Raw genomic sequence first — 13,833 nt, 5'->3', positions numbered from 1 at the left:
CGGGCACACGGCATCGCAAGCAGGGACCGTTGGCGGCATCCGCGCCGCGGTTCGGGTACGGCGGGCCCCACCGCCGTGCCGCGCTGCAAGATCGCGGCTGGTGACCAGGGTAACGCCGGGCGCGCGGGCCGCGCACACCCGGTCCGCCCCGCGCACCGCGCACGGCGGCCCCTCCGGACGACCCGGCGGCTCAGTCGGTGGCGCCCGGAAGATCGCAGACGGCGAGGCCCCGCTCCCAGATGCTGCCGAGGATCAGCCGGCCGTCGGACTCACAGGCGCTGGTCACCATCCGGAACCGGGCGCGGCGGCTCTCCAGGTGGTGCACGACGGTGCCGTCGTCGCCGACCGCGAGGACTCCGGTGGTGCCCGGCGGTCTGAAGGGCGCCCGCACCGCGATCCGGGCCGCCGCGCGCCGGACGGCCGGGCCCCGGCGGTGCAGGAGTTCCAGGGCGCCGACGCGGGGGCCCGCCAGAGCCACCCAGATCGGGCCGTCCGGGGCGCGCCAGAGGTTGTCCGGCTGGCCGGGGAGGTCGTCGGCGAAGGTCTCGGAATGGCCCGCTCGCGGTCCGGTGAGCCAGTAGCGGACGAGGCGGAACCTGCCGGTCTCCGCCAGGACGAGGAACGACTCGTCGGCGGAGGCGGCGAGGCCGTTGGCGAACTGCAGTCCCTCCAGCAGCACTTCGGGTTCCGTCTCGCCCGGCGCGAGGCGGAGGAGACAGCCGGATCCGGTGTGTTCGACGAGATCGCCGATCCACTGCTTGAGGGGGTAACTCCGGCTGGAGACGGTGAAGTACACGGTGCCGTCCGAGAGGGCGACCACATTGCTGCAGAAGCGCAGCGGAACACCGGCGACCCGGTCGGCGAGGACGCGGACCACTCCGTCCCCGAGGCCGACCCGTAGCAGTCCGCGTTCGGCATCGCACACCAACAGGGCGTTGTCCGGCAGGAGTTCGAGGCCGAGCGGCCTGCCGCCCGTCTCGGCGACGACCCGGACCGTGGTGCGGTCGGGGTCGCCGAGGCCTTCGACGCGTACGATGCGGCCGTCTTCCAGACCGGTCAGCACCCCGCCCCGGGAGTCGGCCACCACGTCCTCGGGGCCGCGGCCGCCGAGCGGCACCGCGCGCCTCGGCGAAAGAGCTGTGGCCGTCGTGCCGGACCCGTCTCCCACGCGCCTACCAGCCCTTCTCGAAGTAGTGGCTCACCTCGGCGATACGGTACTCGTCGCGTCGGTAGTAGGTCCGCCGCCCCCGCTTCTTGGCGCGCAGGAGGCCGACTCCGGTGAGGAGGTCGAGGTGGGTACGCGCCACGGCCCGGCTCACTCCGAGTTTGACGGCGAGAGCCTCGGGGCTGACACCGTCCTCGACGAGGTCGGCACCGCGCTGCGGCGGGAAGTGCGCCGCGGGGGTGCGCAACCACTCCAGGATGTCCAGTCTTTGGCCGTTGCCGGCTCCCCTCAGCATCGCGTCCCCCTCCGTCGTGACGGTCTCCCGTAACTGTCCCGCAGCCGACGGCGGCACGCACGGTCTTCCCGAGAGCCTGGCCGGAGCCGAACGCCTCACACGGCGCACGGGGCCCGGCCGCACCGGCGGCCGGACCCCTTTCAGCTCAGCGGTGACCGAACAGGGACATGGCCGGAAGCGCCTTGTCGTCGAAGCCGAACAGGGCCTGGTTCTCCCAGCCGTTGCCGGAGGAGGGATCGGCCGGGTCCCAGCCGTTGCCGGTCACGGCCGTCCAGGTGGCCTCCCAGTAGAAGACGCCGAGGCCCCGGCCGTTCGGCACGGCCTCCACGATGTTCATGACGTCACGAAGCCAGTTGGACTGCCCGGTGGTCGTGGCCGCGTAGCCGGAGACCAGTTCGGCCGTCGTGTCGATCTGGTTGACGAGCGCGTCGTCGCTGTCCAGACGGAAGGGGTAGGCCGTCTCGGCGAGGAACACCGGCTTGCCGTAGCGGGCGGCCGCGTCGTCCAGGGTGGTCTGGAAGTCGTAGAGCGAGCCGTGCCAGTAGCCGTAGTAGGACAGGCCGATGGCGTCGAACTTCACGCCGTTGGCGAGCGCGGTGTCGAACCACCAGCGGGTGCCGGTGAGATCGCCGCCCTTGGCGAGGTGCAGGGCAACGACGGTGGATGAGCTGACCGCCTTCGCCGCGTCGTAGCCGGAGTTGAGGAGTCCGGCGAGCTGCGCGAAGTTGTCCGTGGAGCCCTCGGACCAGAGCATGCCGCCGTTGATCTCGTTGCCGATCTGCACCATGTCGGCCGTGGTGCCCTGCGCCTTCAGGGCGTTCAGGACGTCGTACGTGTGGTTGTAGACGTCCGTCTTGAGCTGACTGTACGAGTGTCCGGCCCAGGCGGCCGGCTTGGTCTGGGTGCCGGGGTCGGCCCAGGTGTCGGAGTAGTGGAAGTCGACCAGGAGTTTCATGCCCTGCGCCTTGATGCGCTTGGCCATCGCCAGGACACGCGCCTTGTTGTTGTAGCCGTCGGCCGGATTCACCCAGACCTTGAGGCGCGCGTAGTTCATCCCGGCGGACTTGAGGATGGCGAGCGCGTCGCCGGTGGTGCCGGAACCGGTCTTGTAGACCCCGCCGTAGGCTTCGCTCTTGGCGAGGGAGGAGATGTCGGAGCCCTTGACGGACAGTCCGGTGGTGCCGGAGGTGAACGTCAGATCGTCGACGTTGATCCAGTTCCCGGCGTTGGCGTCGGAATAGACGCTGATCGTGCACTGGTTGCCCGTCACCGAGACGGGCACGACCAGGTGGATCCACCCGCTGGTGGAGACCGGCAGGTCGGTGCGCTGTTCGGTGCCGCCGCAGTTCTTCAGAGCGAGGTAGGCGGAGTTCTGTCCGCCGCCGGAGCGCACCCACGCGGTGAGCTTGTAGCTGCCGTTGGTGAGCCCGGTGAGGGTCTGGTAGGTCTCCACCTTGTAGGCCGAGGCGGAGTAATGGCTGAGGCGGTAGCTTCCGCCGTGGCCGCCGGCCTCGACGTAGGAGGCGCCGGTGGAGCCGGACTCCGACCAGCCGGCGGGCACGGCGACGCCGGTCCCGTCGGTCTCGAACCCGGCATTGGTCAGGGTGCTCGCCGCGTGCGCGGTCTGCGCGGGCAGTGCGGCGAGGGCGAGCCCGGCCGCGAGTGGCAGCAGCAGGGCCCTGAGGGTGCGTCTGGGATGGAACATCATCGTCCGTCGTCCCTTCGACGTGGTGGGGAGAAGGTGCCCCCGGTGGATCCGGGGTGGATCCGGGGTGATCCGGGATGGATCCGGGGGCGAACCCCTCCGCCCGCGGCTTCCTGGCTCACACGGGCGGAGGGGGGCGGATGGCCGCCGAGTCCCATGACCCGGGCGGCGGTTGGAGCGGACGGCGGGCCGTGCGGCCCGGCCGGTGGGGGTCTCCGGAAGGTGCGCTGCGCGTTGCGTGGATCGGGCGAGGTGGCCTGATCCGAGACGGGACGGCGCATCGGGGTCGGCCGTCGGGGGCCGGTGCCGCCCGACGGGCGGCCGATCAGATGCTCAGGGCTGCCCGGGCGGGCGGCCGGTCGGATGGTCCGGGGCCGGCCAAACCCCGTACCTCAGTGACTGGTTGGATCGGTTCAGCACCTCCCGTGCGGTGGACCCCAGTTGAACCGGGCCGGGCGCCTCCCATGCAGCGGAGTCCGGTTGATCCCGAGCCCGGGAAAGCCCAGCCCACACTCCACCCGGCGTCCGGCCGGCCGGACCGCACCGGCGCTCACCCCCGTACGGCCCACGGCCTGTCACGCGTCGAGGCGTACGACCCGCACCGCGCCCGCCGGGACCGCCAGCCGTCCCGCGGCGCGTTCGCCGGTCAGGAGCTCGGTGCCGTGCGCGTCCAGCGGCACCTTGGCGTCGGACGCGGTGTGGTTGACGGCGAAGACATAGGTGCCCGACTCGCCGCTGCGGCGCACCACTTCGACATCGCGGGGCAGGTCGGCGCGCGGGGCGATGCGCGCGTCGTCCGCCACCCAGCCGATCAGGGCGGCGAGCCCCTCGGCCCCGAGGCGCGTGGACACGTACCAGGCCGAGCCCGCGCCGCTCCGGTGCCGGGTGACCGCCGGATGTCCGGCGGTGAGCCCGCTCGCGTACGTCCACACGGTCTCGGCACCGCGCGGCACCACGAACTCGGTCCACACGTCGCCGGTCAGTTCGGAGCCGTCGGGCCCGGTGATCCGGACGAGTTCCCCCTGGAGCAGCGGGGAGAACTCCTCGACGGTCAGGCCGAGTACGTCCCGCAGCGCGCCGGGGTGGGGGCCTTCGTGGACGGCGTCGTGCTCGTCGACGATGCCGGAGAAGTAGGAGACGAGGAGGGTACCGCCGCGCTCGACGTACTCCCTGAGGTTGTTCCCCGCCGCCTCGGTCATCAGATAGAGGGCGGGCACGACGACAAGGGGATAGGCCGACAAGTCGGCTTCCGGGTGGGCGAAGTCGACGGTGAGGTGACGGTCGTAGAGGGCCTCGTAGAAGGCGTCGGCGCGCTCACGGGCGTCGTGGTCCTCGCTCGGACGCCACTGCAGGCTCTGCGCCCACCAGGACTGCCAGTCCCACAGCACGGCCACGTCGGCGACCGTGCGGGTGTCCTTGACGACGGCCAACGAGTCGATGGCCGCGCCGAGTTCGACGACCTCGCGCCACACCCGCGAGTCGGTGCCGGCGTGCGGCAGCATCGAGGAGTGGAACTTCTCCGCGCCGCTGCGGGACTGCCGCCACTGGAAGAACAGGGCGCCCTCGGAGCCGCGGGCCACGTGGGAGAGGGAGTTGCGGGCCATCTGGCCGGGTGCCTTGGCGGGGTTGCGGGGCTGCCAGTTGACGCCCGAGGTGGAGTGTTCGAGGAGCAGCCAGGGGGCGCCGCCCGCGACGGAGCGGGTGAGGTCGGCGGCCATCGCGAGGTTCACGTGGGTGCGGCGCCCGTCGGTCATCAGATAGTGGTCGTTGGTGACCAGGTCGACCTCGCGGCCCCATGCCCAGTAGTCCACCGAGTCGCACTGGCTGAGGGCCGTCATGAAGTTGGTGGTGACAGGGATGCCGGGCGCGAGCCGGTGGAGGATGTCCCGTTCGGCCACGAAGTTCTCCCGCATGGTCGCGTCGGCGAACCGCTTGTAGTCCAGCGCCTGTGCCGGATTGCCGACGGTCGGGGTCACGCGCGGCGGGTCGACCTGGTCGAACGCGGTGTACCGCTGGCCCCAGAAGCTGGTCCCCCAGGCCTCGTCGAGTTCCTCGACCGTCCCGTAGGTGCCGGTCAGCCACCGGCGGAAGTGTGCCGCGCAGGAGTCGCAGTAGCAGGCGGACACGGGGACGCCGTACTCGTTGTGGACGTGCCACAGGGCGAGGGCGGGGTGGTCGGCGTACCGGGTCGCGAGCCGGGTGGTGATGGCGGCGGCGGCGGCGCGGTAGTGGGTGTTGCTGTGGCAGATGGCGCCGCGTGAACCGAAGGCGTAGCGGGTGCCGTCGGCGGCCACGGGCAGCGCTTCCGGGTGTTCGCGGTAGAACCAGGCGGGCGGTGCGACGGTCGGGGTGCCCAGGTCCGCGCGTATGCCGTTCTCGTGGAGAAGGTCGAGCACGCGGTCGAGCCACCCGAACTCGTAGGTGCCCCGGGCCGGTTCGAGAAGGGCCCAGGAGAAGATCCCGACGCTCACCATCGTGACGCCCGCCTCCCGCATCAGCCGGACGTCCTCGGGCCAGACGCTTTCCGGCCACTGCTCGGGGTTGTAGTCCCCACCGAAGGCGAGCCCGGTGAGGCCCTTGGGGTTGGTCTCCGGCATGGATCTCTCCCATGTAATCGATCATTTGGGAACGTGCACACACAACGCCAGCGGCGTGAGCCCAACATAACCGCACAGCAACAACCATTGACAAGTGTCCGGGATGTTTCTCTACTGTGAACGCTCACAGAAGCACGGCAAGTGAGCCCAAGGGGTGCTCAGGTGTCGGCGGACGAGCGCGCGAAGGCTCGAAGAGCCCCGCGCACGCTCGTGGTCCCGGTGCCGGCCGGCGCACCCCGGAAAGCGAACCGCACAAGAACAGGGCAGGCCTTCCGCAACAGGCGGAGGCCCAGGTCAGGGGAGAACGTTCCATGCCCAACACGAAGCACAGCCGCCTCGTGGCCAGCACCATCGCCGTCGTCCTCGGCGCCACCTCGCTCGTCGCCTGCGGCTCGTCCGACGACGACAAGAGCGCATCCCAGTCCGGACCCGCGACACTGACGTTCTGGACCTGGGCGCCGGGCATGGACAAGGTCGTCGACCTCTGGAACAAGGGGCCGGGCAAGAAGCAGCAGATCACCGTCGAGGTGAAGAAGCAGGCCTCGGGCGACTCGCTCATCACCAAGATCCTCACCGCGCACAAGGCGAAGAAGGCACCGGACCTGGTCCAGGCCGAGTACCAGGCCCTTCCGACGCTGGTCAGCAATGACGCGCTCGCCGACATAGCCGCCGAGTCGAAGGAGGCGAAGAGCAAGTTCGCCGACGGCGTCTGGCAGCAGACGACGCTGGGGACGGACGCCGTCTACGCGATCCCCCAGGACATCGGCCCGATGATGTTCTACTACCGCGCCGACCTGTTCAAGAAGTACGGCCTGACGGTCCCCACCACCTGGGAGCAGTTCGCCGAGACCGCCCGCGCGCTGAAGAAGAAGGCGCCGGACAAGGCCCTGACCACCTTCTCCGCCAACGACTCCGGCCTCTTCGCGGGTCTGGCGCAGCAGGCGGGCGCCAAGTGGTGGACCGCCTCCGGCGACAAGTGGCAGGTCGGGATCGACGACGCGGCCACCCGGAAGGTCGCCGACTTCTGGGGCGGTCTCGTCAAGGAGGGCGCGATCGACAACCAGCCGATGTACCAGCCGGCCTGGAACAAGGCGCTGAACACCGGCAAGGAGATCGCCTGGGTCAGCGCGGTGTGGGCGCCCGGCACCCTGACCACGGCGGCCCCGCAGACCAAGGGCAAGTGGGCGATGGCCCCGCTGCCGCAGTGGTCGGCGGGCGAGAACGTCACCGGCAGTTGGGGCGGCTCCTCGACGGCCGTCACCACCGACTCCCCGCACAAGGCGGCCGCCGCGAAGTTCGCCGCCTGGCTGAACACGGACCCGCAGGCGGTGGCCGCGCTGGCCAAGGAGAGTGGCATCTACCCGGCGTCCACGAGCGCGCAGACCAGTGACGCGTTCGCCCAGCCGCCGGCCTTCTTCTCCAACCAGCCGGACTTCTACACCAAGGCCTCGGAGATCGCGAAGACCACCGCGCCGTCCGCCTGGGGCCCGAACGTGAACGTCGCCTACACGTCCTTCAACGACGCCTTCGGCGCCGCCGCCAAGAACAAGTCGGACTTCGGTGCCGCGCTGAAGACCATGCAGGACGCGACCGTCGCCGACCTGAAGAAGCAGGGCTTCGGGGTCGCTCAGTGACCATCGCACGCCGGAAGCCGTACGGGGTCAAGGGGGCCCCGTACGCCTTCCTCCTCCCCGCGACGATCCTCTTCGTCCTCTTCTTCGCGCTGCCCATCGGCTACGCGATCTGGCTCAGCCTGCACAAGGTCCAGGTCAAGGGCCTCGGCCTGGGCGCCGGAGCCCGCAAGGAAGTCTGGGCGGGCATCAGGAACTACACCGACGCGCTGACCGACAGCGAACTCGTCGACGGCGCGCTGCGCGTGGCCGGTTACGGCGCCATCGTGGTGCCGGTGATGCTCGGCCTCGCGCTGCTCTTCGCGCTCATGCTCGACGCGGAGAAGGTGCGCCTGGCCCCCTTCACCCGGCTCGCGATCTTCCTGCCGTACGCCATCCCCGGCGTCGTGGCCGCACTGCTGTGGGGCTTCCTGTACCTCCCGGACGTCAGCCCCTTCTACTTCGTCCTCGACAGGCTGGGCCTGCCCCAGCCCGACCTGCTGGACGGCGGCCCGCTGTACATCGCGCTGTCGAACGTCGCGGTCTGGGGCGGCACCGGCTTCAACATGATCGTCATCTACACCTCGCTCCAGGCCATCCCGGCCGAGGTGCTCGAGGCGGCGAGGCTGGACGGCGTCACCCCGTTGCAGACCGCACTGCGGATCAAGATCCCGATGGTGGCGCCCTCCCTGGTGCTCACCTTCTTCTTCTCGATCATCGCCACCCTCCAGGTCTTCAGCGAGCCGACCACCCTCAAACCCCTCACCAACTCCGTCTCCACGACCTGGAGTCCGCTCATGAAGGTCTACCGGGACGCGTTCAACACCGGTGACATATACGCCGCCGCGGCCGAGGCAGTGATCATCGCCGCGGTCACGCTGGTCCTGTCCTTCGGCTTCCTGCGCGCCGCGAACTCCCGTACCAAGCAGGAGGAGGCACGATGAGTTCTCTCGCCCTCCGCAAGGCCGCGCCGGCCGCGGGCACGACCCCCGGCACCGCCCAGGGTCCCCCACCCGGCCGGATCGCCCTGGTGCCGACGCTCACACTGCTGCTCGGCGCGCTCTACTGTCTGCTGCCCGTCGCCTGGGTGGTGATCGCGGCCACCAAGTCGGGCCGCGAACTGTTCTCGACCTTCACCTTCCTGCCCGGCACCGGGTTCACCCAGAACATCAAGGACCTCAGCGCCTACCGCGACGGCATCTACTGGAAGTGGATGGGCAACTCCGCGCTCTACGCGGGTCTCGGCGCCCTGCTGTCGACGGGCGTCTCGGCAGTCAGCGGCTACGCCCTGGCGGTCTACCGCTTCCGGGGCCGCGAGACCATCTTCAGCGTGCTCATGGCGGGCGTGCTGATGCCTCCGGTGATCCTCGCGATCCCGCAGTACCTGCTCCTCGCCAAGGCGGACCTGACGGATTCGTACGCCTCGGTGCTGCTGCCGCTCGTCCTGTCCCCGTACGGCGTCTACCTCGCCCGCATCTACGCCGCCGCGGCCGTCCCCGACGACGTGGTCGAGGCCGGCCGGATGGACGGCGCCGGCGAGTGGCGGATCTTCACCCGGGTCGCGCTGCCGATGATGGTGCCCGGTCTGGTGACGGTGTTCCTGTTCCAGTTCGTCGCCGTGTGGAACAACTTCCTGCTCCCCTACATCATGCTCAGCGACGACGAGAAGTTCCCGATCACCCTCGGTCTGTTCACGCTCCTGGAACAGGGCTCCAACACGCCGGCCCTGTACACCCTGGTCATCACCGGCGCCCTGCTCGCGATCGTCCCGCTGGTCGCGCTGTTCCTGGTCATCCAGCGCTTCTGGAGCCTCGACCTGCTGTCCGGAGCCGTAAAGTCATGACCTTGGCTTCCTCCCCCGTCCAAAGGCGGGGGATTCCAGCGGTCACCCGCTGGGGTTCCTGCTTCGCCGACGACCGCCCCGTCCGGGAGGACTCCCGTTGAGGTCCTACACCGTCTCCACAGGCAGACACGGCCAGCCCGGCCGCCAGAACGTTCTTCGCCGCGTTCACGTCGCGGTCGTGCACCGTGCCGCACTCGCACGTCCACTCCCGGACGTTCAGCGGCAGCCTCGCCCTGATCGCGCCGCAGTTCCCGCACAGCTTGCTGGAGGGGAACCAGCGGTCGATCACGACGAGTGCGCGCCCGTACCAGGCGCACTTGTACTCCAGCATCTCCCGCAGCTCACGCCAGGCAGCGTCCGAGATCGCTCGGGCGAGCCCGTGGTTCTTGACCATGTTGCGGACGCTCAGGTCCTCGATCACCACCGTTTGGTTCTCACGGACGAGACGAGTGGTCAGCTTGTGCAGGTGATCGCGGCGCCGGTCGGCGATCCGGGCGTGGACCTTGGCCACCTTGCGGCGCGCCTTCTCCCGGTTGGCGGCACCCCTGGTCTTGCGGGACAGTTCCCGCTGCGCCTTCGCGAGACGGGCGCGGTCACGGCGTTCGTGCCGGGGATTGGTGACCTTCTCCCCGGTGGACAGCGTCACCAGCGATGTGATCCCCGCGTCGATCCCGACAGCAGCCGTGATGGCCGGAGTGAGGGTGACCGTGTCGTCGCAGAGCAGCGACACGAACCAGCGTCCGGCCGCATCCTGGGACACCGTCACCGTCGACGGCAGCGCGCCTTCAGGAATCGGCCTCGACCACACGATGGCCAGCGGCTCGCTCATCTTGGCGAGCGTGAGCCTGCCGTCGCGGTAGCGGAACGCCGAGCTGGTGTACTCGGCGGAGCGGCGGGATTTCTTCCGCGACTTGAACCGCGGGTACTTCGCCCGGCCCTCGAAGAAACTCGTGAATGCCGCCTGCAGATGCCGCAGACACTGCTGCAACGGCACCGAGGACACCTCGGACAGATAGGCGAGCTCCTCGGTCTTCTTCCAGGCGGTGAGCATCGCCGAGGTCGCGTTGTAGTTGACCCTCTCCCGGCGCCGGTACCACGCAGCGGTACGTTCTTCGAGTGCCAGGTTGTAGACCGTGCGCACGCATCCGAAAGTGCGCGACAGCTCCGCCGCCTGCGCATTCGTCGGATAGAAGCGGTATTTGAATGCCCGCTTCACCTCTTTGACCACGCCTCACAAACTACTACAACAGATTGTGATCTCCTGCGGACTTTAGGTAATGGATGACGGTCCGCCAACGGCGGCGAATCGTCTCCCTCTGCCCCACTCCGCAGGCAATCCGATTCCTCCCCGGCTTGAACCGGGGTTTTCCCGGAGGCATCCGATGAGCAACACGGGCGGCCGACGCAAGCCGCCGACTATCCACGACGTCGCGCGTGAGGCGGGTGTCTCGCGGGGCACCGTCTCGCGCGTGCTCAACGGCGGGCACTACGTCAGCCCCACGGCGGCGGAGGCGGTCAACGCCGCCATCCGCAGAACGGGCTACGTCGTGAACCGGCACGCCCGTTCGCTGATCACCGGGCGGTCCGACTCGGTCGGCTTCCTGCTGACCGAGCCCCAGGAGCGGTTCTTCGAGGACCCGAACTTCAACGTCCTGCTGCGCGGCTGCACCCAGGCACTCGCCGCACACGACGTCCCCCTCCTGCTGATGCTCGCCGGCACCCAGGACGAGCGGCGGCGCATCACGCGCTACATCACGGCCGGCCATGTCGACGGAGTACTGCTGGTCTCCAGCCACTCCGGCGATCCGGTCGCCGAGGAACTGCGCGAGGCGGGCGTGCCGCTCGTCGCGTGCGGCAAGCCCATCGGGCTCGGCTCCAAGGTGAGTTACGTGGCCGCCGACGACCGTGACGGCGCCCGGGACATGGTCACGCACCTGCTCTCCCTCGGGCGCCGCCGGATCGGCATGGTCACGGGACCGCTCGACACCCCTGGCGGTGTCGAGCGACTCGCGGGATACCGGGAAGTGCTCGCCGAGGCGGGCGTCGAGGCCGACGACCGTCTCATCGCCTCCGGGGACTACAGCCGCGCCAGCGGTGAGGCGGGTGCCGAACTGCTCCTCGACCGCGCCCCGGACATGGACGCCGTGTTCGTCGCCTCGGACCTGATGGCCCAGGGCGTGCTGGCCGCGCTGCGCAAGGCGGGCCGCCGGGTTCCGGAGGACGTCGCGGTCGGCGGCTTCGACGACTCCCCCGCCGCCACGGCGGCCACCCCGGCCCTGACCACCATCCGCCAGCCGTGGGACCGCATCAGCTCCGAGATGGTCCGGGTCCTGCTCGCCCAGATCGGCGGCGAGGATCCGGCGGCGGTCATCCTGCCGACGGAGCTGGTGCGCCGCGAGTCCACCTGAGCGGCGTGCCGTGCAACGCCGGTGCAAGGGGCGGCGGGTCCCCCGCGCACCGGTCAGGATTCGAGAAGCCGTACCCGGCTCCCCCGGCTTAGCGTGAAAGTGCCGTCGGAACGCCGACGGCACGACAGCCGGCCGACACGGCCGCACGCACCGCACAGGAGTCGAGATGACCGCCGGAGTCAAGACCATCATCTACCCCGTCAAGGACATCGCGAAGGCCAAGGCCCTGTTCACCCGACTGCTCGGGGTGGAGCCCTATGTGGACGAGCCTTACTACGTCGGGTTCAAGGACGCGGGCCAGGATGTCGGACTCGACCCGAACGGTCACGCCAAGGGCCTGACCGGCCCGGTCCCCTTCTGGCACGTCGACGACATCAAGGCGACCCTGGCGGCCCTGCTCGAGGCGGGCGCCGAGACGCTCCAGGAGCTCCAGGACGTCGGCAACGGCAGGCAGGTCGCGTCGGTGAAGGACGCGGAGGGCAACATGTACGGGCTCATCGAGGACCCGACCAACTGAATGCAGGCACACTAATTGCATTCTCAACTAGTGGCCGGATCTCTGTTACCGTTCAATTATGGCAACGCAGACGTCCGGTTCCCGCCTGGAGGACCAGTGGCGGGACATCCTGTCGGTGCACGCGCGCACGATGTGCGAGATCGACCGCGTGCTGCATCCGCACGGCCTGGGAGCCAGTGACTTCGAGGTCCTGGACATCCTCGTCACGGAGACGGTCGCGGAGCCCGGTGAGCATTGCCGGGTGCAGAACATCGCGGACCGGGTCCATCTGAGCCAGAGCGCGCTGTCCCGGCTCATCGGCCGGCTGGAGAAGGACGGCCTGGTGGAACGCACCGTCTGCCAGGAGGACCGCCGCGGAGTGTGGGTCGCGCTCACCCGGAAGGGCCGCGAGCTGCACGCCGAGGTGCTCCCCCTGCAGCGGTCCGCGCTCGCCCGCATGCTGCAGGGCTGAGCGGTCCGCCCTCATGGGAGGGCACAGCTAGAGCACGAGTTCCGCTCCGTCCGGCAGGATCTCCGCGCCGGCCCCGGTCACCGACGCGCAGGCGTCCGTGGCCGGGTCGAGCAGCGGGTTCGCGCTGTCGAAGTGGGTGTAGACGACGCGCGGACCGGGGTGCCGGGCCAGCGCCGCCAGGCTGCCGTCCGCGCCGGAGACCGGAAGGTGCCACGCGGCGGCCGTCCGCCCGCGGGGTGCCCGTACCGCGGTGTCCGTCCCGCCGCCCGTGTAGAGGGTGCCGTCGAGCAGAACGCAGGTCGCCCCGTCGAGCACGTCGTCGAGGGCGGGCGTCCACCGGCCGAGGCACGGTGCGTAGACGAGCACGCCCCCGCTGGCCAGGTCCTCGATCCGGTACGCCGTCACCCAGCGGTCGTCGTCGGCGGCCCCGGGGATGTGGCCGGGGGGCCGGGAACCGAGCGCGTGGGCGCTGACGACCAGGCCTCCGGCCAGGACGAATCCGCCCTCGGTGAAGCTGTCCGCCCAGGCCCACGCGGCGGGGCGGTCGAGGAGGGGGCGCAGCGGGGAGAGCGCGGCGAGGACGGGAGGCGAGGCGTAGACCTTCAGTCCCGGGGCGCCGTGCAGCCCGGTCAGCCCGGTCGCGTGAGCGGCCTCGGCGTCCGTCAGCAGGACGCCGCGCACGGGCGTGCCCCCGGCGCCGGGTGCGAGCGCGGGGGTGGCGTTGAGCTGCGTACGGATGTCGGGTGAGGCGTTGAGCAGCCACCAGTCGCGGGAGTTGCCGCTGACGGCGACGCCTTCCTGGGTGCGTGCCGGCAGTTTTCCGTCGCGGGCGGCCGAGCATTGCGCGCAGGCGCAGTTCCACCGAGGGAAGCCGCCGGCGGCGGCCGTACCCAGCAGGACGACTCTCAAGGGAACCCCACTCCTCCGCGGCGGCTTTCCATGGATCTTCCCCTTTCGGACGGTCCGGGCCACTCCTCGCCGAGGAGCGGATCCGGACATCCTTATCCCGCGGGCCCACCCCCACGGGATCCCGGGGCGGTGGCGTGGGCGGGGCCCGCGTGGCGCGGCCGAGGGCCTCGCTAGTGCCGCGGCAGGCAACGTTTGCCCGTCAAGGAGCGGCGCCCGGTGCGTGCTCTCGGTGTGCCGACCGGAAGTCCTCGTACTGGATGTACTTGGGCTTTCGGCCGGTGCGGCGAGTGGGGGTCCCCCCTGCTCGAAGAGCTTGGGGGAGCGTGCCGGGAG

Annotated in this window: 12 protein-coding genes; 6 read left to right on the top strand and 6 right to left on the bottom strand. The window is 70.2% G+C overall.

Annotated elements, in window-relative coordinates:
- Window positions 1-190: 190 nt before the first annotated feature.
- From ACWEBX_RS09265 to ACWEBX_RS09250, 4 genes are all read right to left on the bottom strand, one after another.
- A complete protein-coding gene (locus ACWEBX_RS09265) occupies window positions 191-1,168 on the bottom strand; it encodes an SMP-30/gluconolactonase/LRE family protein (RefSeq protein WP_451884283.1) in 978 nt (325 codons plus the stop codon).
- A 4-nt stretch (window positions 1,169-1,172) separates the two neighbouring features.
- Window positions 1,173-1,460, bottom strand: coding sequence for an ArsR/SmtB family transcription factor (locus tag ACWEBX_RS09260; protein ID WP_451884282.1), 288 nt, complete (start codon window positions 1,458-1,460; stop codon window positions 1,173-1,175).
- Between the two features lie 145 nt (window positions 1,461-1,605).
- On the bottom strand, window positions 1,606-3,165 hold the full coding sequence (locus ACWEBX_RS09255; protein WP_451884356.1) for a glycosyl hydrolase 53 family protein: 1,560 nt from the start codon (window positions 3,163-3,165) through the stop codon (window positions 1,606-1,608).
- Window positions 3,166-3,740: 575 nt separating this feature from the next.
- Window positions 3,741-5,762 carry a beta-galactosidase gene (locus tag ACWEBX_RS09250; protein WP_451884281.1) on the bottom strand — a complete coding sequence of 674 codons (2,022 nt, stop codon included), beginning with the start codon at window positions 5,760-5,762 and terminating at the stop codon, window positions 3,741-3,743.
- Window positions 5,763-6,073: 311 nt separating this feature from the next.
- On the opposite strand from ACWEBX_RS09250, the gene ACWEBX_RS09245 reads away from it, so the two are divergent.
- Genes ACWEBX_RS09245 through ACWEBX_RS09235 form a run of 3 tightly spaced genes read left to right on the top strand, consistent with a single transcriptional unit; the run spans window position 6,074 to window position 9,215 of the window.
- On the top strand, window positions 6,074-7,396 hold the full coding sequence (locus ACWEBX_RS09245) for an ABC transporter substrate-binding protein (protein ID WP_451884280.1): 1,323 nt from the start codon (window positions 6,074-6,076) through the stop codon (window positions 7,394-7,396).
- Complete coding sequence (locus ACWEBX_RS09240; RefSeq protein WP_451884279.1) at window positions 7,393-8,316, top strand: carbohydrate ABC transporter permease; 924 nt, start codon at window positions 7,393-7,395, stop codon at window positions 8,314-8,316. Before ACWEBX_RS09245 ends, ACWEBX_RS09240 begins: the two co-directional genes overlap by 4 nt.
- Window positions 8,313-9,215 carry a carbohydrate ABC transporter permease gene (locus ACWEBX_RS09235; RefSeq protein WP_451884278.1) on the top strand — a complete coding sequence of 301 codons (903 nt, stop codon included), beginning with the start codon at window positions 8,313-8,315 and terminating at the stop codon, window positions 9,213-9,215. The genes ACWEBX_RS09240 and ACWEBX_RS09235 overlap by 4 nt, the downstream gene beginning before the upstream one ends.
- On the opposite strand, the gene ACWEBX_RS09230 is transcribed toward ACWEBX_RS09235, so the two are convergent.
- A complete protein-coding gene (locus ACWEBX_RS09230; RefSeq protein ID WP_451884277.1) occupies window positions 9,163-10,443 on the bottom strand; it encodes an RNA-guided endonuclease InsQ/TnpB family protein in 1,281 nt (426 codons plus the stop codon). The two genes, ACWEBX_RS09235 and ACWEBX_RS09230, sit on opposite strands and share 53 nt — an antisense overlap.
- A gap of 154 nt (window positions 10,444-10,597) precedes the next feature.
- Between ACWEBX_RS09230 and ACWEBX_RS09225 the strand changes: the two genes are divergently transcribed.
- The 3 genes from ACWEBX_RS09225 to ACWEBX_RS09215 all read left to right on the top strand — a co-directional run bounded on the left by ACWEBX_RS09225 (window position 10,598) and on the right by ACWEBX_RS09215 (window position 12,591).
- A complete protein-coding gene (locus tag ACWEBX_RS09225) occupies window positions 10,598-11,623 on the top strand; it encodes a LacI family DNA-binding transcriptional regulator (RefSeq protein ID WP_451884276.1) in 1,026 nt (341 codons plus the stop codon).
- A 166-nt stretch (window positions 11,624-11,789) separates the two neighbouring features.
- A complete protein-coding gene (locus tag ACWEBX_RS09220; RefSeq protein WP_451884275.1) occupies window positions 11,790-12,140 on the top strand; it encodes a VOC family protein in 351 nt (116 codons plus the stop codon).
- Between the two features lie 58 nt (window positions 12,141-12,198).
- A complete protein-coding gene (locus ACWEBX_RS09215) occupies window positions 12,199-12,591 on the top strand; it encodes a MarR family winged helix-turn-helix transcriptional regulator (protein WP_451884274.1) in 393 nt (130 codons plus the stop codon).
- 27 nt (window positions 12,592-12,618) lie between these two features.
- On the opposite strand, the gene pqqB is transcribed toward ACWEBX_RS09215, so the two are convergent.
- Entirely contained in the window at window positions 12,619-13,500 is an 882-nt protein-coding gene (gene pqqB, locus ACWEBX_RS09210) for a pyrroloquinoline quinone biosynthesis protein PqqB (RefSeq protein WP_451884273.1), read from the bottom strand.
- Window positions 13,501-13,833: the final 333 nt, after the last annotated feature.

The organism is Streptomyces sp. NPDC005070 (assembly GCF_053600395.1).
This window is presented reverse-complemented; position numbering and strand designations above follow the sequence as displayed.

Excerpts from the sequence above, each read along its gene's own strand:
- ACWEBX_RS09215 (WP_451884274.1), top strand. The coding sequence starts at position 12,199 with ATGGCAACGCAGACGTCCGGTTCCCGCCTGGAGGACCAGTGGCGGGAC.
- ACWEBX_RS09255 (WP_451884356.1), bottom strand. The coding sequence starts at position 3,165 with ATGTTCCATCCCAGACGCACCCTCAGGGCCCTGCTGCTGCCACTCGCG.
- ACWEBX_RS09245 (WP_451884280.1), top strand. The coding sequence starts at position 6,074 with ATGCCCAACACGAAGCACAGCCGCCTCGTGGCCAGCACCATCGCCGTC.
- ACWEBX_RS09260 (WP_451884282.1), bottom strand. The coding sequence starts at position 1,460 with ATGCTGAGGGGAGCCGGCAACGGCCAAAGACTGGACATCCTGGAGTGG.
- ACWEBX_RS09235 (WP_451884278.1), top strand. The coding sequence starts at position 8,313 with ATGAGTTCTCTCGCCCTCCGCAAGGCCGCGCCGGCCGCGGGCACGACC.
- ACWEBX_RS09225 (WP_451884276.1), top strand. The coding sequence starts at position 10,598 with ATGAGCAACACGGGCGGCCGACGCAAGCCGCCGACTATCCACGACGTC.
- ACWEBX_RS09250 (WP_451884281.1), bottom strand. The coding sequence starts at position 5,762 with ATGCCGGAGACCAACCCCAAGGGCCTCACCGGGCTCGCCTTCGGTGGG.
- ACWEBX_RS09220 (WP_451884275.1), top strand. The coding sequence starts at position 11,790 with ATGACCGCCGGAGTCAAGACCATCATCTACCCCGTCAAGGACATCGCG.